At 43.8% G+C, this 19,441-nt stretch carries 17 protein-coding genes; 3 read left to right on the top strand and 14 right to left on the bottom strand.

Annotated elements, in window-relative coordinates; all coding sequences use genetic code 11:
* Nucleotides 1-200 precede the first annotated feature (200 nt).
* Nucleotides 201-1,388: an MFS transporter gene (locus BLR82_RS11990; RefSeq protein WP_074599653.1), complete on the top strand. Its 1,188-nt coding sequence runs from the start codon at nucleotides 201-203 to the stop codon at nucleotides 1,386-1,388.
* Between the two features lie 540 nt (nucleotides 1,389-1,928).
* On the opposite strand, the gene BLR82_RS11985 is transcribed toward BLR82_RS11990, so the two are convergent.
* The 4 genes from BLR82_RS11985 to BLR82_RS11965 all read right to left on the bottom strand — a co-directional run bounded on the left by BLR82_RS11985 (nucleotide 1,929) and on the right by BLR82_RS11965 (nucleotide 6,278).
* Nucleotides 1,929-3,239: a lysine N(6)-hydroxylase/L-ornithine N(5)-oxygenase family protein gene (locus BLR82_RS11985; RefSeq protein ID WP_074599651.1), complete on the bottom strand. Its 1,311-nt coding sequence runs from the start codon at nucleotides 3,237-3,239 to the stop codon at nucleotides 1,929-1,931.
* Between the two features lie 62 nt (nucleotides 3,240-3,301).
* Nucleotides 3,302-4,615: a purine/pyrimidine permease gene (locus BLR82_RS11980; protein WP_074599649.1), complete on the bottom strand. Its 1,314-nt coding sequence runs from the start codon at nucleotides 4,613-4,615 to the stop codon at nucleotides 3,302-3,304.
* Between the two features lie 102 nt (nucleotides 4,616-4,717).
* A complete protein-coding gene (locus BLR82_RS11975) occupies nucleotides 4,718-5,635 on the bottom strand; it encodes a DUF1002 domain-containing protein (RefSeq protein ID WP_074599647.1) in 918 nt (305 codons plus the stop codon).
* 262 nt (nucleotides 5,636-5,897) lie between these two features.
* Nucleotides 5,898-6,278 (bottom strand): RidA family protein, encoded by a 381-nt coding sequence (locus BLR82_RS11965; RefSeq protein WP_074599643.1) that lies wholly within the window; start codon nucleotides 6,276-6,278, stop codon nucleotides 5,898-5,900.
* Nucleotides 6,279-6,409: 131 nt separating this feature from the next.
* Between BLR82_RS11965 and BLR82_RS11960 the strand changes: the two genes are divergently transcribed.
* Together BLR82_RS11960 and BLR82_RS11955 are read left to right on the top strand one after the other, a co-directional pair.
* Nucleotides 6,410-7,453 (top strand): oxidoreductase, encoded by a 1,044-nt coding sequence (locus BLR82_RS11960; RefSeq protein ID WP_074599641.1) that lies wholly within the window; start codon nucleotides 6,410-6,412, stop codon nucleotides 7,451-7,453.
* A 196-nt stretch (nucleotides 7,454-7,649) separates the two neighbouring features.
* On the top strand, nucleotides 7,650-8,051 hold the full coding sequence (locus BLR82_RS11955) for a secondary thiamine-phosphate synthase enzyme YjbQ (protein WP_074599638.1): 402 nt from the start codon (nucleotides 7,650-7,652) through the stop codon (nucleotides 8,049-8,051).
* Between the two features lie 40 nt (nucleotides 8,052-8,091).
* Here the strand turns inward: BLR82_RS11955 and BLR82_RS11950 are convergent, their stop codons facing one another.
* The 10 genes from BLR82_RS11950 to purU all read right to left on the bottom strand — a co-directional run bounded on the left by BLR82_RS11950 (nucleotide 8,092) and on the right by purU (nucleotide 19,403).
* Entirely contained in the window at nucleotides 8,092-8,829 is a 738-nt protein-coding gene (locus tag BLR82_RS11950; protein ID WP_074599635.1) for an NAD-dependent protein deacylase, read from the bottom strand.
* A gap of 82 nt (nucleotides 8,830-8,911) precedes the next feature.
* Nucleotides 8,912-10,075 carry a multiple monosaccharide ABC transporter permease gene (mmsB, locus tag BLR82_RS11945; RefSeq protein ID WP_074599632.1) on the bottom strand — a complete coding sequence of 388 codons (1,164 nt, stop codon included), beginning with the start codon at nucleotides 10,073-10,075 and terminating at the stop codon, nucleotides 8,912-8,914.
* Nucleotides 10,076-10,077: 2 nt separating this feature from the next.
* Nucleotides 10,078-11,607: a multiple monosaccharide ABC transporter ATP-binding protein gene (mmsA, locus tag BLR82_RS11940; RefSeq protein WP_074599630.1), complete on the bottom strand. Its 1,530-nt coding sequence runs from the start codon at nucleotides 11,605-11,607 to the stop codon at nucleotides 10,078-10,080.
* Nucleotides 11,608-11,678: 71 nt separating this feature from the next.
* Nucleotides 11,679-12,758 carry a multiple monosaccharide ABC transporter substrate-binding protein gene (chvE, locus tag BLR82_RS11935; RefSeq protein ID WP_074599628.1) on the bottom strand — a complete coding sequence of 360 codons (1,080 nt, stop codon included), beginning with the start codon at nucleotides 12,756-12,758 and terminating at the stop codon, nucleotides 11,679-11,681.
* 403 nt (nucleotides 12,759-13,161) lie between these two features.
* Entirely contained in the window at nucleotides 13,162-14,283 is a 1,122-nt protein-coding gene (locus BLR82_RS11930; RefSeq protein ID WP_074599626.1) for a GntR family transcriptional regulator, read from the bottom strand.
* 455 nt (nucleotides 14,284-14,738) lie between these two features.
* On the bottom strand, nucleotides 14,739-15,077 hold the full coding sequence (locus tag BLR82_RS11925) for a YckD family protein (RefSeq protein ID WP_074599625.1): 339 nt from the start codon (nucleotides 15,075-15,077) through the stop codon (nucleotides 14,739-14,741).
* A gap of 373 nt (nucleotides 15,078-15,450) precedes the next feature.
* Nucleotides 15,451-16,449 (bottom strand): NADPH:quinone oxidoreductase family protein, encoded by a 999-nt coding sequence (locus tag BLR82_RS11920; protein ID WP_074599623.1) that lies wholly within the window; start codon nucleotides 16,447-16,449, stop codon nucleotides 15,451-15,453.
* 413 nt (nucleotides 16,450-16,862) lie between these two features.
* Nucleotides 16,863-17,624 carry a C40 family peptidase gene (locus BLR82_RS11910; protein WP_083334832.1) on the bottom strand — a complete coding sequence of 254 codons (762 nt, stop codon included), beginning with the start codon at nucleotides 17,622-17,624 and terminating at the stop codon, nucleotides 16,863-16,865.
* Between the two features lie 23 nt (nucleotides 17,625-17,647).
* Nucleotides 17,648-18,319, bottom strand: a complete 672-nt coding sequence (locus tag BLR82_RS11905; RefSeq protein ID WP_245693795.1) for a hypothetical protein — start codon at nucleotides 18,317-18,319, stop codon at nucleotides 17,648-17,650.
* A 184-nt stretch (nucleotides 18,320-18,503) separates the two neighbouring features.
* Nucleotides 18,504-19,403, bottom strand: a complete 900-nt coding sequence (purU, locus tag BLR82_RS11900) for a formyltetrahydrofolate deformylase (RefSeq protein ID WP_074599619.1) — start codon at nucleotides 19,401-19,403, stop codon at nucleotides 18,504-18,506.
* Nucleotides 19,404-19,441 lie beyond the last annotated feature (38 nt).

The raw sequence follows: 19,441 nt of genomic DNA, 5'->3' as shown, positions 1-19,441 counted from the left end.
TATACGTCATTACCTAGAAGGTATGGCGGTTAACGGTTCATTTTTCGAGGTTTCATTACCGACACTCGGTAAAAACAGATTGCAAATTCCTTTTTATTTGAGAGTGTATCGGCTAATATATTTAGTGTTACGAAATATTTTGAAAGAAGTGACCCATTATCACGACACAGGAGAAAATCGCAAAAAAGAACTTGTTCATCATGTGGTTTGCCAACTTTTTTATCGGCGGGAGTATGACCATGATTCTGCCGTTTATTTCGTTATACATCGAAACGCTTGGCAATTTTTCTGATACATTTGTGCAAAACTGGTCTGGGTGGACATTTGGAATAACATTCGTTGCCGCCTTCACCTTCTCTCCGATCTGGGGAAGGATCGGAGACCGATACGGAAGAAAACCGATTCTGGTCATTTCTGCAGCAGGGCTTTGTGTATCTGTTTTCGCGATGGGATTTGTCACCACGGTTTGGCAGTTATTTTTACTTCGGCTGTTCATGGGGATTTTCACTGGATTCATCTCGATGTCGCAAGCGCTGATTTCCACCCAGACTCCGAAGCACATCGCCGGAAAAGTACTAGGCACGTTACAGACCGGCAGCATCACCGGCAGTCTGATGGGACCATTGATCGGCGGTGCTGTCGCCGATGCGCTCGGGTTCGCCACAACATTCAAAAGCATATCGATCGCTTTGCTCATATCGGCTTTGCTCGTGTTATTCGGCATCAAGGAACAACGAATTGAGGAGGAAACCGGAAGACAAGCATCCTATACAAGTAAGGAAGTCATCCTGCACATCATTCGTCATCCTGTTCTGCTGATTGTGATGCTTGTCTCGATGTTTGTCCAAATCGCCCATTTCAGTATTCAACCGATTTTATCCTTGTATGTGGCAGAATTGCACGGTCCCGCGAATATCGCCCTCTTTTCCGGGATTGCATTTTCAGCGGCAGGGCTTGGGAATTTGCTGATGGCAAGGAATTGGGGGAAAATCGGAGACCGGGTCGGCTATATTAAAATTTTGGTGTTTTTATTATTCATGGCCGGTATTGTCTATTTTCCCGGAGCCTTTGTTACGAACATTTGGCAGCTGGTTGTACTACGCTTCTTTCTGGGAGTGGCGATCGGGGGCATTATACCAGTCCGGATTGCCTATATCCGGCAGGAAGCTCCTATTGCCATGCAGGGAGAAGTACTTGGCTACAATACCAGCATCCGCTTTTTCGGCAATATGATCGGACCAGCCTTGGGCGGGATGCTGTCGGGGTTCTTCGGCTTCGCCTCGGTGTTTTTTGTTACAAGCAGCCTGCTCGTTTTAAGCGGACTTGTTTTACTCGGCACGATGTATCGCCATCCTGGCTTGTCAGGGCAACAGTCTCATTCCCATTAAGATGGAAATGATTATCACTTCACAAGGAAGTTACCATTCCAGACTGCAATTAGTAGAAATATCAAAAAGGTGGAGCTGGGACAAACGCATGTTGGCCAAAGCAAAAACCGAGCGAATTCGAACACTTAGCATGTCGAATATCGTTCGGTTTTTGCTTTACTATTTTTTCATATTGGGTAATCCATCAATAGGCTTCTTTTTACATTGTCTTTTGCTGGGTGCTTCGGATCGCTACGGCAAGATACTACGCTTTCCATAACGTAACAGCAGCCGGCAAAAACGGAAATCTTATATAGAAGGGAAGTATCTAAACCCAACGCTGCAGGCTCCAGCGGAAAAAGCGCGAGCTGAGGATCCACTTGGTAGAGCGGCTTTCTTTACCAAGTTAGCAGAAGCCGCGTCCGCGGAAAGCGAGTTACCTTCCCGGAGTGGATTGGTTATCATCATTGAAAACAGAATTTTTTTCATACTTCCTACCTGATTATCGTTTGGTTTTTACAAATTCGGTTTGTTCCAACTCTCAACTCTTTATTCATTATTCTATTCCATGGTGAACTGCTGAAAAATGGTATCGCGCTGATTGGGGTAGACCTCCCTGCCGGCAATATTGTTGATTATATGCACGTTCCGCTGAACAGCCAAGCCTAGGTTGGTCGCTCCCGCCCCATGGGAATGCTCCAAATTGGTCAAGGTGAAAAATTGGTTCGGACGTGTCTGCTTGAAGGCAAGTTGGTAATCCCTCGTCACCTTGAATCGTTTGTCATCCTCCCACTCAATTTTAGCCGCGAATCGGTCCTGGAACCAATCAGGAATGGCAGGCTTGTATCCTGTTGCAAGCACCACTTTATCGGTGTGAAAAGGGAACGTTTTATCCTGCTGCCATTGATGACAGGTTAACTGATAGCCACCCCGATTTTTCTTAATATCTTTTATCTCTGTCAATGGTTGGATGGTAACTGGAATTTTCCGGCCGCCATGAGATTTCTGATATAGTATGTTGTAAATCTCCCTCAACGTGTCCGGGTCGATTCCTTTTCGGAGCTTGTCCAACATTTCTAATGTATTGTTACGCTCTTCAAAACCCAGAGAATGAAAGTAATCAACATAATCCGGGGAAAAGAACTCCTGTCCCAGCTTTGCCTGCTCCAGTTGAAACAAACCAGGAGAACGGGTGAACAAAGCCAGATGGCAACCGATCCTGTCCTGTTCTCTCAACAGATCGAGAAACACTTCGGCTGCACTTTGTCCAGAACCAACAATCGTAATACATTCTGCTTCAAGCAGATTCTCCTTTTCCTCCAGGTAGCGGCTAGTATGTACAACGTCACTGGCCGGCATCCCTTCAAGTTGCTGGGGTACAGATGGTGTACTTCCGGTACCCATCACGACATGGCGCGCATAGTGTCGGGTGCGCTTTCCGTTGTTAACAGCTTCTACAACCAACTCATAATGAGGGTCGTTTGCATCCTGATGATCCAGAATATCGACAACCCGTGATTGAAAGTGGAGGTTATCCAGCTTTTGGATCGCCCACCTTAAATAGTCATTGTATTCATTTCTCGGGACCTCAAACTTTTTAAAAAAATAAAATTGGTACATTCGGTTGCGCTCATGAAGAAAGTTCAAATAACTGAAGCGGCTTGTCGGATCTGCGAACGTCACCAAGTCGGCCAAAAATGGGACTTGTAAATCCATTTCTTCAATCAACATGCCTGGGTGCCAGGCAAATTCCTGCGATTCATCGAAAAAAGCAGCTTCCAATTCTGGTGCTTTTTCGAGCAATGCGGCAAGTCCCAGGTTATAAGGGCCGAGGCCTATTCCGATTATATCCTTTATATTTACACTGTCCATCGGTTGCACACTCCATCCTTGCAAGAAATAATTAGTATAGGTATCCCCAAGGCTGGGTTATTTTACGCTGGACGACTAGTTCCCGTTTCTCTCCAGCACTGTTCCAACACTATGACCAAAATGGTTCCAACCAGCAGGCCGTTGCTCGCCAGATTTTGAATCAGCACTGGAAGCTCTGCGAATACCTCCATCGGTAAAAACATACAGCCAATCCCGAATAAGTAAGAAACGCCGATGATGGTCAACCTTCTGGAATCCAGCTGCTCGCTGGCGATATTGCTAAGACCAAGTCCCATCAGCTGTACGAAAGTCGCGAGGATAGCTGCATTGGCTATCGGTGCAGGAATGCCGGAAATCCAAGCCACGATTGGTGGAAAGAACGCAACGATGATCAATAAACCGGATGCATACAAGAACGGTCGCTTCCTCGTTTGACCGGTCATTTTTATAAATCCAGCCGACGTTGCAAGCGGTACGTTGGCAATTGCTGAAAACATTCCGACCAATCCATGGTTAACCCCGAGAACCGTGCTGCCCCTATTAATTTGACTACTCGAATAGGAAGCCTTTCCATACACCGACTGGCTCGTCGCCACTACGGAAGCCACCACGTTCGATAACAAGATGACAGCTGTTATGAAAGCGATTGGAACGACTCCCCAGTCCATAGTGGGGAATCCCCAGGCAAACCATTCCGGTACGGAAAAACCGGCCATTTCCGTTGTCTGGGAAGGTTCATTCCCAATAAATATGCTGTAGGAAATCCAGCCGATTACAATACCAATCAGTACGGCGTAATTGCCAAGCCAACCCTTGCCGAAAATCGACAGACCCAACACAATAAAGAAAGTAAGAAATGCCAAGATTGCTTCTGTACCGTGAATCGCTTCCACTTTCTGCTGGATACCGAGCATTCCTTCCAGAAACGTACCGCTCAATTGTATTGTCAACAGGAACAGAAACGATCCCGTTGCTAGTGGCGTAAACAGCGGCAACAACTTCTCAGCAAGACGGAATACCCCAAAAATGACCAGAAAGCCACCGGTGAACAACATCGATGTCTCTACTGATTGCAGTGTCTCTCCAGTGCTCATTCCTTGCTGGGCCCCAGTGACTGCCATCACGGAAAAAATACTGATCCATAAACCCGCAGGACCTTCCATGATAGGCAATCGATGGCCGAGCAGACCTTGCAATAACGAGGCTGCCCCAACAATAAAAAAAGTGCGCTGCATTAAGCCGGCGACTTCTGTAAAGCTCATCTCATATAGAGAGCCGATAACAATCGGCAAAGCGACCGAGCTAGCCAACAAAAAGATGAACCATTGTAACGTCTCAAGCCCGGTTTTGGAAAACGATATATTGGATGAATTCATGCTAATCTACGCTCCTGTAGCCCAAAATATAATGTGCTCTTTTCCTATCATAATAGGAAAAAGCCGCTATCGTCTATTATAGCGGCTTTGCAATAACATTTTTTAATTGAATAACCCTTTGATTCCTTCGATCAACCGATTAAAGAAATCGGCCACTCCCTGCCAGAATCCTTCATTGCTGGCAACTTCATCAAGTTTGGAACGGATATCACCGGCGATATCATCCAGCTGGCTGCGTACATTATCAAAATCGATGTTGATGTTTCGCATTTTTTCGAAAAGATTCGTGAGCATTTGCCTGTCCTCTTCGCTCAACTCGATATTCATTTTATCCAGCTGTTCCTGGACGATTTGTTCCACTTCTTCCTTGGTTGCAGGATTTTGTTCTGCAATTTGCTGCTTGATTTGAGTCAACAAATCACTTACTTTTTCCTGGTCCATTCCTTCCTCATCGGCAAGATCGGTCGCAACGTCCAATTCTTCATTCGCCACTTCCATCCGATCCTTATCCAACGACTCACCTTCCACGTTAAAGGCTTTGTAAATACCGGTGAGCGCCGAATGACCCGTCACTTTTACCGGGGAAGCGACATCTACAACCGCATTTTCCACTCCTGCAGTCAACAAGGCGTTCGCATACATCTCATTGGTAACCTGTGTAATGTTTTCGGAATTGACGACATTGATCACCAAGCCGCTTCCTTCTTCTGTCCGGGTGATTTTCGCAGACGAATACATTCTGGAACTCGGATCGCCATCAATGTAATTGACAAGATCCTCAGCCGTTACGATGTACTCGTCCACCGATTCTGGATTCTCCACTTCGAGGAGCTTTCGTACTTGATCTTTCTGGGCCTCTGTCAGTGTTTCTCCATAAACAACCCGAGGAACTCCCAATTTTTCATTGATCACTTCACCGCTTTCTTCACCGTTACCGTCACTGGCGAATACCGTGGTGGCTGTACTGAGAAATCCTATGACTAACATCAAAATGAACGATAATTTTACCCATCTTTTCATTGTGTTAACGTCTCCTTTTTTCAAAGCGAGTAATAATGGTTGTCCCATCATTATTATTATGCTGTTTTTTTCATAATATGGGAAGATATTTTGAGAAGTTATTGGAACAAACATACTGCCAACTCTATCAGTATCTCTGGTGAAAGGAATCGGCCTAAAGGCGTATTTTTCTCGGCGATACCCAAGCAAAAGAGGACTGAACCTGAATCCGCACTGCTGGGAGAGTATAAAGGAGGACAGCAAATTGCAGCCCTCCTTCCTTTTACTCTGTAACTGCCAAGACGTCCATCTCGATGCGGACATCTTTCGGAAGCCTGTTGACTTCTACGGTGGCTCTGGCTGGATATGGTTTGCTCAAATAGTTAGCATACGCTTCATTCACGGTCGCAAAATCATCCATTGATGTTAGGTAAATCGTAAACTTTGCGACGTTGGCAAACGTCAAGTCCGCCTCTTCCAGCACTGCCTGGAGGTTTTTCATCACCTGGTTGGTTTGCTGTTCGATCCCTTCAACGACTTCACCTGTAGCTGGATCAATCGGAATTTGACCGGATACAAACACAAATCCTCCCGCTTCGATGGCCTGAGAGTAAGGTCCAATTGCCTGTGGGGCGGCATTTGTTTGAATTTCTTTTCTGTTCATCAGCTTTCTCCTCCCATTTTTCTGAATCTTTTTCTATTTCCAGTCTATCATATTCAAGTCCTCTCAATAAGCTTTATAGAGCCTGCATGTTACAATAGGGAAAACAAACGGAGCAGCGAGGAGGATACATTTTGGATAAAATCAATGTCGGTCTTGTCGGGTATGGCTTCTCAGGGGCGGTGTTTCACGCTCCGCTACTGAAGGTTTCCGAACAGTTCGCTATCACCAAAGTACTCACTTCCCGGCTTGACGAAGTGGCCAAGGACCTGGGGACAGTGGAAGTTGTCGATGAATTAGACGAAATACTCCAGGATAGTACGATAGAGTTGGTTATCATCACCACCCCCAATCAATTTCATTTCGACATGGCCAGGCGCAGTTTAACAGCCGGTAAACATGTGGTACTGGAAAAACCGATGGTGCTCACCAGCAAAGAAGCAGAAACGCTCATTGAATTGGCAAAGCAGAACGATCGTGTGCTCAGTGTTTACCAAAACAGACGATGGGACAGTGACTTTTTGACCCTGAAAGAATTAATCCAAAACGAGAACCTAGGGTCCATCAACACGTATGTCGCTCATTTCGATCGATTTAATCCGCAGCCGAACCAACAATGGCGAGAGGACCGTCAAAAAGGTTCCGGGATGCTCTATGATTTAGGTTCTCATCTAATCGATCAAGCCTTATATTTATTCGGTGAACCACAGGAAGTATTTTGTGATCTTTGGAATCAGCGGGAAGCCTCGCTGGTAGATGACTACTTTCATATCATCCTGGGGTACCAGCGAATGCGTGTAATCCTGCACTGCGGCTCGATCGTCAAGCAGCAAGGACCGAAATTTATGGTGCATGGCAGTAAGGGCAGCTTTATTAAGTATGGAATCGACGGGCAGGAAGCAGCCTTGAGTGCAGGACAATTGCCCGATCAAGAGGATTGGGGTGCCGATAAACCGGAATTCTACGGGAAGCTGTATGTAAACGAGACTGGACAAGAGATGGAAAAAACGATTAAAACCGTTCCCGGCAATTATCCGGCTTATTATCAGGGGATTTATGCGTGCATCCGGCATGGCGCTGAAAATCCGGTCCCGGCAGAAGATGGATTGCGTACCATCAAGATCATCGAAACCGCAGTGAAAAGCAGCAAAGAAAAGGCGGTAATCCGGCGTTACTAAAGACTTTAACGCAAATGATTGTTAAGTGTGTCAGACCCCGCAGTGCTTAGCTCGAGGGGGCTCTCTGCAGCCACTAGCGGAATGCGTAAGTTTTTCCGCAGCGAAACGCCAAAACATGCTTTGGTTATCCCAGACAACATGCCATAGCTTCTTGTATCTTTTTTTAAAACAACAAAAATGTGAAAGGAGACTCGCCATGAAGAAGACTTTTCAAGTGAAGACAAGCAAACACTCCCAAATGATTGATATTACCAATGAATTGGAAACCTGGATAAGAGAGGAAAACGTCGATGAGGGGATACTCGTTGTTTCCTCTATGCACACCACGGCAGGAATCACAGTGAATGAAAATGCAGACCCCGATGTAAAAACAGATTTTTTAATGCGTCTTGATGAAGTGTTTCCCTGGGAACACCCGAAGGACAAGCATGCAGAAGGTAACACCGCCTCTCATTTGAAAACGAGTACGGTAGGCCACGCTCAAACCTTGATTATATCCAATGGCAAGCTTGAATTAGGAATATGGCAAGGGGTTTACTTTTGTGAATTCGACGGCCCGCGCAGCCGGAAATATATCGGAAAAATCGTGAGGGGATAAATGTTAAAGGAGCTGCTTCTGTTTGCAGCTCCTTTAACATTTATCCTTCTTTTTTCAACTCTTTGATAGTCCTACTTAAATCGGCATGGATGACAAACTCAAACTGATCATCCATCGGTGTCGATTCCCGATTAATCAATCCGGATGGTTTCCGGCCATCCCATGCGTATACCGGCAACAGGTTAAATGGAGATACAAATAACGAGGTCCCCATTACCAGCAAAAGATCAGCTTGTTGTACAGCTGCTTCCGCCTCATCATGCTTGGTGATTGGATCGCCAAATAAAACGATATCCGGCTTTAAAATATCACCACAACCAGCCTGGATACAGTGGGGCACCTGTTCGGTCATTACATGCACCAACGGGTACTGCATTCCACAGGCAGGACAAGTTGCTGTATTTAGGTTGCCGTGGTATTCAATCACATGTTGATTTCCTGCAGCGGTATGCAAGCCGTCTACGTTTTGGGTGACTATAGAAATCTGCTTGCCCTTCTGTTCCATTTCCCGCAAATACCGGTGGACATGGTTGGGAGCGTAATTCTTCAGCAGCTTCAGTCGGAAGATTTCCTTGTACTTGACCCAGAAATCTTCTGGATCCTTATGAAAATATTCACGAGACATATAGTATTCACGCGATTGGTCTTCCTGCCAAATTCCGTTAGCAGAACGAAAGTCGGGAATACCGCTTGCCGTAGATACCCCTGCGCCGGTCAAGACCGCAATCGAATTGGCGTTATCTATTTCGTCTGCGAGTTTTTTCACTTGTGACTCCAAGAGAGATGACCCCTTTTCTTCGATGTTATGGCATTATCTTATAACTAATGCTCGCTTTATGTAAACAAAAGGGCCCGTTCTTTTATTTGGACTTATTTTTGCTGATCATATCCAATGCTACAGCAGTTAAAAGGACCAATCCTTTGATTGCCTGCTGCCAATCAATTCCTATACCCAAAATGGACATCCCATTGTTGAGCACGCCCATTATCAACGCTCCAATCACCGCTCCTACTACAGTACCTACGCCGCCCGCTAATGAGGCACCCCCAATAACAGCAGCGGCGATAGCATCGAGTTCGAATAAATTGCCGGCCTGAGGTGTTGCCGCATTCAGCCGACCTGCAAATATCAAACCGGCCAATGCCGAGAGGACCCCCATATTGACAAATACCCAAAAGGTAACCTTTTTTGTCTTAATACCCGATAATTGTGCTGCATGTGTGTTCCCGCCTACTGCGTAAATATGACGCCCTGTGGTTGTGTTATTCATATAAAAACTATAACCGATAATCAGGAATAAAAGGATCAATAATACATTGGGCATCCCGGCATATAGTGCAAGAATATAGGAAAAAGCTAAGATAATAATAGAAATAGCAATCAATTTACCTAAAAATAACGGAAAACTGATAATGTTATAGTTATACTTGAGGTAGTCTCTCCTTAACTTCAGCTCATTGAGCAGATAAACAATCACAGCCAATCCACCCAACAGCATAGTTAACAAGTGTAAATTCCCTCCGCCAAGCAGATCAGGGAGAAAGTCTGAACTTATTGTACTAAATCCTTCAGGAAAAGGAGACAATGTCCTTCCGCCCAACACGATTAAAGTTAAGCCTCTGAAAATCAACATCCCGGCCAACGTTACAATAAAAGCCGGCACATTAACATATGCGACCCAAAAACCTTGCCAGGCCCCAATGAGAGCTCCTGCAAGTAGAGAAAGAATGACCGCCACAGCTACAGACATATCAAGATTGATCATTAAATATGCGGAGATCGCCCCGATAAAAGCCGCCACCGAACCAACAGATAAATCTATCTCTCCAGTGATAATAATCAATGTCATTCCGATCGCCAGCACGATGATATAGCTGTTTTGCATCACGATATTCGTTATATTCAAAGGAGTAAGCAGGATACCGCCTGTAAGTATTTGAAACAACACAGCGATACCAATTAACGCAATCACCATTCCAAATCTTCTAATATTCTGTGAAAATACTTCTTTTAACTCTCCCATTCTCAAGACCTCCTGCTACGAGTCATATAAGTCATTAACTGTTCCTGATCCGCATCCTTTTTATTGACCTCTCCAGTAATTCTCCCTTCTGCCAAGGTATAGATTCTGTCACACATACCCAATAATTCCGGCAGTTCAGAGGAGATCATTAAGATACCCTTCCCTTCCTGGGCGAGATCATTGATTTTTTTGTATATCTCGTTTTTGGCTCCTACATCTATACCTCTTGTAGGCTCATCCAATATCAGGACATCCGGATTGGTAAATATCCACTTTCCCAGTACAACCTTTTGTTGGTTCCCGCCACTTAAGTTGATTGCCTTCTGCTCGATGGTAGGGGTTTTAATATTCATCGATCCTTTTAAGTTTTCAGCCTGCTTAACTTCTTCATGTTTATTAAGAATCGACCGCCGGGAAATTTTAAACAGGTTGGCCAAGGTCAAGTTCTCTCTTACGCTATCGTTCAAAACCAGCCCATATTTTTTGCGATCTTCTGATACATAAGCCAGCCCCTGCTCGATAGCCTGGTTCACATTTTCTATTTTAATTTCCTTTCCATCTTTAAAAATCCGGCCGCTTATATTTCTTCCGTAAGACTTACCAAATACACTCATTGCCAACTCGGTTCTACCTGCCCCCATTAAGCCGGCTATGCCGACAATTTCTCCCTTTTTAATATGGAAGTTGGCATTGTGGATGATTTGTTGTTGAGGATTCTCCGGATTGTAGACATTCCATTCCTTTACTTCCAGGACAACACCCCCTGGTTGGGAAACTCTTTCAGGGTAAAGATCGTTCATATCACGCCCTACCATCCCTTTGATGATACGTTGTTCTGTCACCCCGTCTTTTTCCATTGAGAGTGTTTCAATTGTTTTTCCATCACGGAGAATGGTAATTCTGTCTACTACAGCCATTAATTCATTCAATTTATGGGAAATCAATATCGAAGTAATGCCCTGTTTTTTAAATTCAACCAAAAGATTCAGGAGATTCTCACTGTCCTCTTCGTTTAGCGCTGCAGTAGGCTCATCCAAAATAAGCAATTTTACTTCTTTCGAGAGTGCCTTGGCTATTTCGACAAGCTGTTGTTTCCCCACTCCTATTTGTTTGATTAATGTTTGCGGATTGATATGTAATCCCACTTTGTCAAGCAGCGCTTTGGTTTTCTCTATTGATTCGTTCCAATTAATGATTCCTTTGGTCGATTGCTCATTTCCTAAAAACACATTTTCTGCTATCGAAAGCTCCGGAATTAAAGCCAGCTCCTGGTGTATAATCACAATCCCCAATTCTTCACTTTGGTTAATGTTCTTGAATTCGCATTTCTGTCCTTGGAATAAAATGTCACCAGAATAACTATGGTGAGGGTGAACGCCGCTTAGCACTTTCATCAACGTGGATTTACCTGCACCGTTCTCTCCTACCAACGCATGGATTTCCCCCTGCTCTACCTCCAGATTTACATTATCGAGCGCTTTTACACCCGGAAACGTTTTCGTAATGTTCTTCATTGATAATATCGTTGCCATCTGAGTGATCACTCCTGCAAAAAAGGATATAGATGACTCAGTTAACAACCGAATCATCTATGTACCAGTTCTTACTTTAAATCTTCTTCTGAATAGTATCCTGTTTCAATAAGTTCTTCTTCATAGTTAGAGGCATCAACGGAAACCGGCTCGACAAGATAAGAAGGAACTACTTTCTTTCCATTATCATAAGTCTCTGTATCATTGACTTCCGGCTCTTCCCCTTTAAGCACTGCATCAGCCATCGAAACAGCTTGTTCAGCTAGCGTGCGGGTATCTTTAAAGATTGTTTGAGTCTGTTCTCCAGCAATAATTGATTTTACCGAAGCACTTTCTGCATCCTGCCCAGTTATTACTGGCAGCGGCTGATCGTCTGAACCATAGCCGACAGCTTTCAAAGAAGAAATCACACCGATGCTTATTCCATCATATGGGGAATAAACGGCATCCAATTTCTTATCTGAGTAGTGAGCACTAAGGATATTGTCCATACGTTCCTGTGCCTCTGACCCACTCCATCTTAAAGTCGCGGCCTGATTAAAATCGGTTTGACCGCTTTGTACCTTAAGCTTTCCTTCATCCATGTAAGGTTGAAGGACCGACATGGCTCCATCCCAAAAGAAATAGGCATTGTTATCATCAGGCGAGCCTGCGAACAACTCAATATTGAATGGTCCTTCTTCCCCGTCAGCAAGACCTAACTTTTCTTCGAGATACTCTCCTTGAAGGACCCCGACTTGAAAATTGTCAAAGGTAGCATAGTAACTTACATGTTCACTGTTCATGATCAATCGGTCATATGCAATAACGGGAATATCGGAACGTTCAGCTTGTTCCAGCACATCCGTCAAAGCCTCTCCATCAATAGAAGCGATAACTAATAAATCGACTCCTTTCGTGATCATGTTCTCAATTTGGGATACCTGGTTTTCGACCACATCTTCTGCATATTGTAAATCTGTTTCATATCCTAATTCTTTAAACTGCTCCACCATATTTTCTCCATCGCGAACCCATCTCTCCGATGACTTTGTCGGCATGGCGATACCTATCGTTTTATCGCCTTCTTCTCCGCCTGCCTTACCGCTGTTTCCACAAGCACTCAATACCAGTGCAAACATAACTATTAATAGTGCACAGCTTTTTTTCATGCTTCTCCCCCTCACCTTTTTCAAGTGATTTTTAGACAGCGCTTTCAAAACATAATAAAAAAATATGTCTTTAGGCACCGATAATTTGTACGTACGTTTATTATAAAAGAAGCACTTCCATTAGGCAATAACTTTTTTAAAGTTTCGAAAAACTTGTATAATATGCGCTTGAATCATTGCCAACAAAGGAGGGGAGTTGCTTCTAACAGCATGCAAAACAGACGCCGAATTGTACGTACTTTTTATCCGGCGTCGTATCTCTTCACTTTATAGAGGAAAAATAATTGCAAATATAACAGACAAGAATGCAATCGCGGGCATTACGCAATATGACTATTTGCACTTTCTCGCAGCGCCCGAAAGCGGATAACAATTTCGTTTCGGGCGCTGCGATGACGTATTATTATCCCTTTACTATTTGCAGATTTTTAGTGGAATTTCTTTCAACTAATTCCGGTTCATAAACCACAGAAGAAATGGAATCTGCATCCATCTTCTTTCTCGCGCCTTGGACATCTATCAGGTCAAGGATTACCTGTGCCGCTTTTTCGCCCATTTTGCTCTTTGGATGGGCAATCGTCGTCAATTTCACTTCAGACAGTTGAGCGAGGATGGAATCATCATATCCTACAATCGAGATATTTTCCGGAACAGATAACATCCTGGTCCTTAACACATCAAGGATATTTAATGCAAGTTCATCGTTATAACATACAAGCGCACTTGGTCGATCACCTGGCGCAGCAAGGATTGATTCTAACTCATTCGAAGGCTTTGAGCGTTTCTCCTCGGTGGAATAGGTAATAATATTTTGCGGATTTACTTGTAATCGGTTTGCTCTATGTGCCTTGATAAATCCCTTCATTCTTTTGATTCCTTGCAAGTCATCCGTTTTAAAGAACCCTACTATGTTGGTGTGGCCTTGGTTAATTAAATATTCTGTTTGTATGTATCCTCCTTTTTCATCATCCATTACGATATATAGCGGCTCCAATTCCTCGTAAAAAGCGTTAATCATCAAATATGGAATGTTCAACCTTTCTAAATTCAAGTATAAATTGATATTAGGGTTGCTGAATGCGCTTTGTGTAGGCTCCACAATCACTCCGTCATACTTTTGCGTCAAAAGCTTTTCCAATATTTCTTTTTCATTCTGGTGATTATTATTGGTACTGAACAGCGACACATTATACCCCTTATCGCTTAAATAGGATTCTGCACCACGAATAATAGAAGGAAAAATGTAATCAGAAATATAGGTTGTGATGATGGCAATATTTTTTTGACCAACGCTATCCTTACCTTCTAACTTAGATCGATCTGCACAAAACGTGCCAGCGCCCTGTTCGCGGTATAGCCACCCTTGATTCACTAAATCACCGATTGCTAATCGAACGGTATGACGACTGACATTGAACTGTTTCATCAATTCACTTTCAGAACTTATTTTCTGATTAGGCTGATATGTTCCATCCAGTATTTTGGATTTTATTGCTTGCTTTACCATACTATGTTTCGTCTGCATGTAAACACCTCTGTTTATTATCCATTACAAGTTATTCGTATAAGTTATCTTTGTCAGTATAACACCTCCTTTTGCTGAAGGCTATGGCTCACATACATTATCCGTTAAGCTTGTTTTCTTTCTGGCAATGAAGGAGAAAGAAACGGATTAATTGCCAGAATTTCTTACATCGTGGCAGAAAGGGGGAAGAGAAGAGGGTATATCAGCAATCAGAAGTAATCTTGTCCCCCGCACCCCATTTTTCTAAGCCCCTCCTGGTTGACGCTTAATTCTGCCGCTCCCTTTAATCAAATCATTATTTTTATGTGTACGTATGTTATAAATGATAATGCAATTCAATAATATGTTTAATTGTACGTATATCCAATAGTTCTGCGATGCTATAGAAAGTCAGTGTTACATGGTGAGGGAGTCAAACGCAAAAAAAGCTCAACCATACTTGGTTGAGCTTTTGACTAGTGGGTGAATTTTCCTTCATGTTTTCCATGATGATGTTTGCGATCGATAACAAAGCCGTTCTCTTCAAGCATTTGATAATGCTCATCAAGATGCTTGATGATTTGATCGGCCTTTTCTTTCTCCAAAACACCGAACTCTACATATTTGCTGATGATCCCTTTGCGCTTATCAAACATGTCCTGATACATAATTGCCAGTTCTTTTTGTTGGTTATCTGTTAGTTCCGGCATTGGTTCTGTAGGCTCCTGGTCCTCCGCCTGAATACTGACTGCACCTGTAAACAGAACCGCGACGAGTAGTGTAATGGCCCAACAGCATCGATAAAAACGCTGCATCGCTATCCCTCCTATCTATTGTTACCGTCATTTTTTGCATCTTTTGCAAAACTATACAAAAAGAAGTTGAGATAACAACAAGCCATTAAGAAAGAGTGATAACCGGATAGAAAGTGTGAAAGGAACTTCTTTATGTATCCGGTTGACTTCGAAAGGGAAGAAAAAAGGCATCCTTTCATTTTTTGTTTGATAAGTGCCAGCAAGATACGCTTTCCCCGGACACAGCTTCCACTTTCTCTGTGAGTCAAGTTGAGGTTTTCACACACCAGTCCTTTGTAAAAAGAAAAACCGAACGAGTTCGAATCCTTAGGATTTCGAAATATCGATCGGTTTTTGCTTTGGGTATTTTGCTTTTGTCCCTGACTCTTTGCCGTTATTTTTGAAGGTTGACGACCATGCGTCCTTGCGCTTTTCCTTCTAAAATCGTACCCAAGGCGTCCGGTAAATCGTCGAGACTGATTTCTTTTTCAATGTATTCCGTCAATCCGGCAGGCTTCAAATCATCCGCCAGGCGTTCCCAAACTTTTTTGCGAATATCCATCGGGCAATTAACAGAGTCGACTCCCAACAACTGAATACTGCGGCTGATAAACGGAAATACCGCTGTAGGAACGGAGGTACCGCCGGTAAGTCCGCTTACAGCTGCCGCTCCACCATATTGCAACTTAGTCAACAAGGCTGCAAGCTGCTCGCCTCCGACCGGGTCGACAGCCCCCGCCCATTCCTGTTTATCGAGCGGACGAATTTTCCCATCATAAACTGCTTCGCGGGAAACAATTTCATCTGCTCCAATGTTGCGTAGATAATCATGGGCGCTTTCCTTGCCTGTACTTGCAACGACATGATACCCCCGTTTATCCAGCATAGCAATTGCAGTGCTACCTACGCCGCCAGTAGCGCCGGTAACCAGTACTTTCCCTTTATCAGGACTTAATCCTGCTGCCTCTAATTGTTGAATAGAGAGAGCAGCAGTGAAACCTGCTGTTCCAAAGATCATTGATTCTCTTAGTGACAAACCATCTGGAAGAGAAACGACCCACTCGGAAGGAATTCTGGCATATTCACTGTAACCACCATAATGTCCTGTTCCAATTTGATAGCTAGTCGCGATAACTTTATCACCAGGCTTAAACTGGTCATCATCCGATTCGACTACTTCGCCGGAAAGATCGATTCCTGGCACCATCGGATAGGCTTCTACAATTTTGTTATCTGGTGTGTTTGCCATTGCATCCTTAAAATTGACGCTGGAATAATGCACTTTTATCAGTACATCTCCCTTTGGCAGTTCCTCGCTTTTAAGGGTCTCAATGCCGGCTGAAAAACCCGACTCTGTCTGATTCACTTTGTATGCTCGAAATGATTGCTTCATAACCATGCTCCTTTCCTGTCTATCCTTCACCTATTTATTTCCACTTATGCTGGTAGAATAATCTTGCCGCTGTTCTTCTATTCTCTCAATATAGGGATGGAAGATTGTATCTACTGACACAAGTATATAAACTGCAGCAACTTTATATTCAATAAAAGAGGGCCAATACGCGCTACGGAATACTCGTGCGGCTGGCGAGCCTTCTCGGGCATTCGCCCTGTGGGTCTCACCGGCACCTTTCCCCGCTGGAGTCTTCAGGTACTTCCTCCATCCAAGGGGGCAAAGAAACGAATCATGTAGTATCTGGCTGAAGTGTTCCCCACGAAAGGCAAGTACTTTTCTGCAGCGCTGGACTGGCACTTTACTGATAAAGGATGCGACAAACCTCATAAAAAAACGCAACCGAATAACGGCTACGTGTTGAGAATGAACTTTACATCAGGGTGTTGGTAAACTGTTGTAAATTCACCGTTCTCCTTTAAATTATTATACAGGTCTTCCGGCGAGAACCAAAGAAAATCGTTTTCCAGCTTATAATCAGCTCCATAATAGTAGCTGAGCCAAATCAATTTCGAGCAGTATATATATTCCCAGGGATCGTCCAGAGAAGATGACAGGTTGAAAGAAAAAACAGGAGCCTGCTGTCCTTTTTCCTTGAATTCACTTAGGTAGCCTTCGGCGAACTTCGCTGCAGCTCTACCAGCCTCAGAAGATTTTGGCCGAAAGTGCCCGTGCACAGGATGCTTGGTTAAAAACTGTTGTATGGGAGCTTTGCGAATGGCCGGATGCAAGCCAGGCGATTCTATAACATTTTCTTTATCTACCACAAGCGCCGAATGACCGACATATCCGGTTTTTATCTCATCAAGATTGTCACTGGCAACCAGAATATCACCAGGTTGAAAATCCCGTGCTCTGGAGTCTTGCTGCCCTATTTGAAAATCCCAGGCAGCAGAAGCCACAGGTATTCCAGTTGGAAGTTCAAAAGAGATAATTTGTAACTGATGGGTTCCTTCCCGAAGCAGTGTTGTATCGATTGAAAAACGCCCACCTTGCACTTGTACCATATACAACAACTGATCAATATAAACACTATGGCCCACATTTGTCCTGGTTAAGCTTGGTTGGATCGTAATACGTTCCAATTCCTGATACACTTGAAAATCACTCGTCAATTTCATCACCGCCCATAGCTAACCTATTCAACGGCAATAAAATTGTGCCTAACTTGCCTGTTTTTGCTTTCTTTTTTGCATGATTTTTTGACGAGCGGTGCATGGTAAATGTAATCAAAAGCCGCGCTTATTACCAGTCCATGCAGAATCACCCCAACAACTGTCAGCAACACCACCGTCACCTGGCCAATTGCTGTAATCGGATCAAAATCCGCCTGTCCAAAAAAAGCGAGACTCATCAAGCCGCCGAGCAATGCATCCCAATAGCTCGTCAATTCTGGCTCAAAATAATACAACGGAATGATAGAAACAAATACCAAAACCATGGTAACGGAAAAAATGGCGCCAATGTGCTGCCGGCGTAAAACCTTCAGGAACGGCTTGGTATAGTATTTGGTGATCGTTTTCAAGCGCAGCAAGTGTAGAATCCTCGCTAAGCGGGCAAATTGAAAGACCGCATCTAAAGGAATCGCAGCAATCAAAAGGAACGGATTGCCTTTGATAAATTGCCACTTGTGCTTGCTGCGCAGAAAACGATAAACGAAGTCAACGAAAAATATTGCCCAAGTGATCCAGACGATATAGCTATCATATTTGGTGCTTTGCCAAATCGTTGCAACCGAACAGGCGGCGAGGATGATCATAAATATTTCATATACAAACTGTTTTTTTGATTTCGTTTGCATTATGGCCATCCGTTCACCTCCGCTCTCCGTTTCGATTAATGGTTGTTTTCAGTATACCGGAAAATAAGGAATTGTTAAAAGGGAAGAAGAGCACCCTCGGACTAGTATTACTTAAGGACTTCCCTTATTCGAAAAATCAAAAAAACCGAACGGATTCGCTCGGTTTTTATTGGGCAGCCATGCATTTACTTTTTTAAAATACAATCGTTTTATTTTGATGAACAATTATCCGGTCTTCCAGCTGCCATTTTACCGCCCGCGCAAGGACGCTTCGCTCAATAGATTGCCCGATTTTCTTCATTGCCTGACTGTTGTCCCGATGGTCAACGCGGCTGATATCCTGTTCAATGATCGGGCCTTCATCCAGTTCGTCGGTAACAAAATGAGAGGTTGCTCCTATTAACTTCACCCCGCGCTGATAGGCACGCTCGTATGGATTAGCACCGACAAAGGCTGGCAGGAAAGAATGGTGAATGTTAATGATTTTATTTCTGTTAGCTGCCACGAAATCTGGTGTTAGGATTTGCATATAGCGCGCCAGGACGATCACATCAATATCAAATTCCTTCAACAGCTCCAACTGTTTCGCTTCTACCTGTTTACGAATGTCCTTGTTTGCAGGAATGTGATAAAACGGAATCCCCAGTGACTCAACAATCTCCCTGGCATCTTCATGGTTACTGATAACAAGCGGGATATCTGCAATCAAGTCACCGCTCTGCCACTCCCACAACAATTCACGAAGACAGTGCAGCTCTTTGCTGACGAAAATCGCCATCCGCTTTATTTGATAAACATAGCTCAACCTCCAATCCATTTGAAAGGATTGAGCGATTGCTTGAAAATTCTTCTCCAGTTCTTCCTTGATTGCCGGCAGCTGTTCTGCTTCGAACACCAACCGCATAAAAAATTCCCCGCCGGCAGGGTCGGTCGTGTACTGATTAGATTCAATAATATTGGCGCCCTGTTGGTATAAAAATTCAGAAACAGCTGACACAATCCCGGGCTGGTCCGGACAATGAATTAATAATCTTGCTTTGTTCTTATGTTGTTCCCGGAAAGCACTCCGTTTGGTTTGTAATGTATCTGTCATGATAATCCCTCATTTACTAAGTATCTGCCTATATATTG

The sequence above is a fragment of the Sediminibacillus halophilus genome (assembly GCF_900103695.1).
In the GTDB taxonomy this organism is placed as follows: Bacteria; Bacillota; Bacilli; order Bacillales; family Amphibacillaceae; genus Sediminibacillus; species Sediminibacillus halophilus.
The sequence above is the reverse complement of the archived record's forward strand: the minus strand, read 5'-3'. Positions and strand labels throughout refer to the sequence as shown.

Bases quoted from the DNA above. Each gene is read 5' to 3' on its own strand.
- BLR82_RS11925 (WP_074599625.1), bottom strand. From the start codon at position 15,077: ATGCAGCGTTTTTATCGATGCTGTTGGGCCATTACACTACTCGTCGCG.
- BLR82_RS11920 (WP_074599623.1), bottom strand. From the start codon at position 16,449: ATGAAGCAATCATTTCGAGCATACAAAGTGAATCAGACAGAGTCGGGT.
- BLR82_RS11980 (WP_074599649.1), bottom strand. From the start codon at position 4,615: ATGAATTCATCCAATATATCGTTTTCCAAAACCGGGCTTGAGACGTTA.
- BLR82_RS11975 (WP_074599647.1), bottom strand. From the start codon at position 5,635: ATGAAAAGATGGGTAAAATTATCGTTCATTTTGATGTTAGTCATAGGA.
- mmsA (WP_074599630.1), bottom strand. From the start codon at position 11,607: ATGGCAACGATATTATCAATGAAGAACATTACGAAAACGTTTCCGGGT.
- BLR82_RS11965 (WP_074599643.1), bottom strand. From the start codon at position 6,278: ATGAACAGAAAAGAAATTCAAACAAATGCCGCCCCACAGGCAATTGGA.
- BLR82_RS11985 (WP_074599651.1), bottom strand. From the start codon at position 3,239: ATGGACAGTGTAAATATAAAGGATATAATCGGAATAGGCCTCGGCCCT.
- BLR82_RS11955 (WP_074599638.1), top strand. From the start codon at position 7,650: ATGAAGAAGACTTTTCAAGTGAAGACAAGCAAACACTCCCAAATGATT.
- BLR82_RS11905 (WP_245693795.1), bottom strand. From the start codon at position 18,319: ATGGCCATAATGCAAACGAAATCAAAAAAACAGTTTGTATATGAAATA.
- mmsB (WP_074599632.1), bottom strand. From the start codon at position 10,075: ATGGGAGAGTTAAAAGAAGTATTTTCACAGAATATTAGAAGATTTGGA.
- purU (WP_074599619.1), bottom strand. From the start codon at position 19,403: ATGACAGATACATTACAAACCAAACGGAGTGCTTTCCGGGAACAACAT.
- BLR82_RS11990 (WP_074599653.1), top strand. From the start codon at position 201: ATGTGGTTTGCCAACTTTTTTATCGGCGGGAGTATGACCATGATTCTG.
- BLR82_RS11930 (WP_074599626.1), bottom strand. From the start codon at position 14,283: ATGCAGACGAAACATAGTATGGTAAAGCAAGCAATAAAATCCAAAATA.
- chvE (WP_074599628.1), bottom strand. From the start codon at position 12,758: ATGAAAAAAAGCTGTGCACTATTAATAGTTATGTTTGCACTGGTATTG.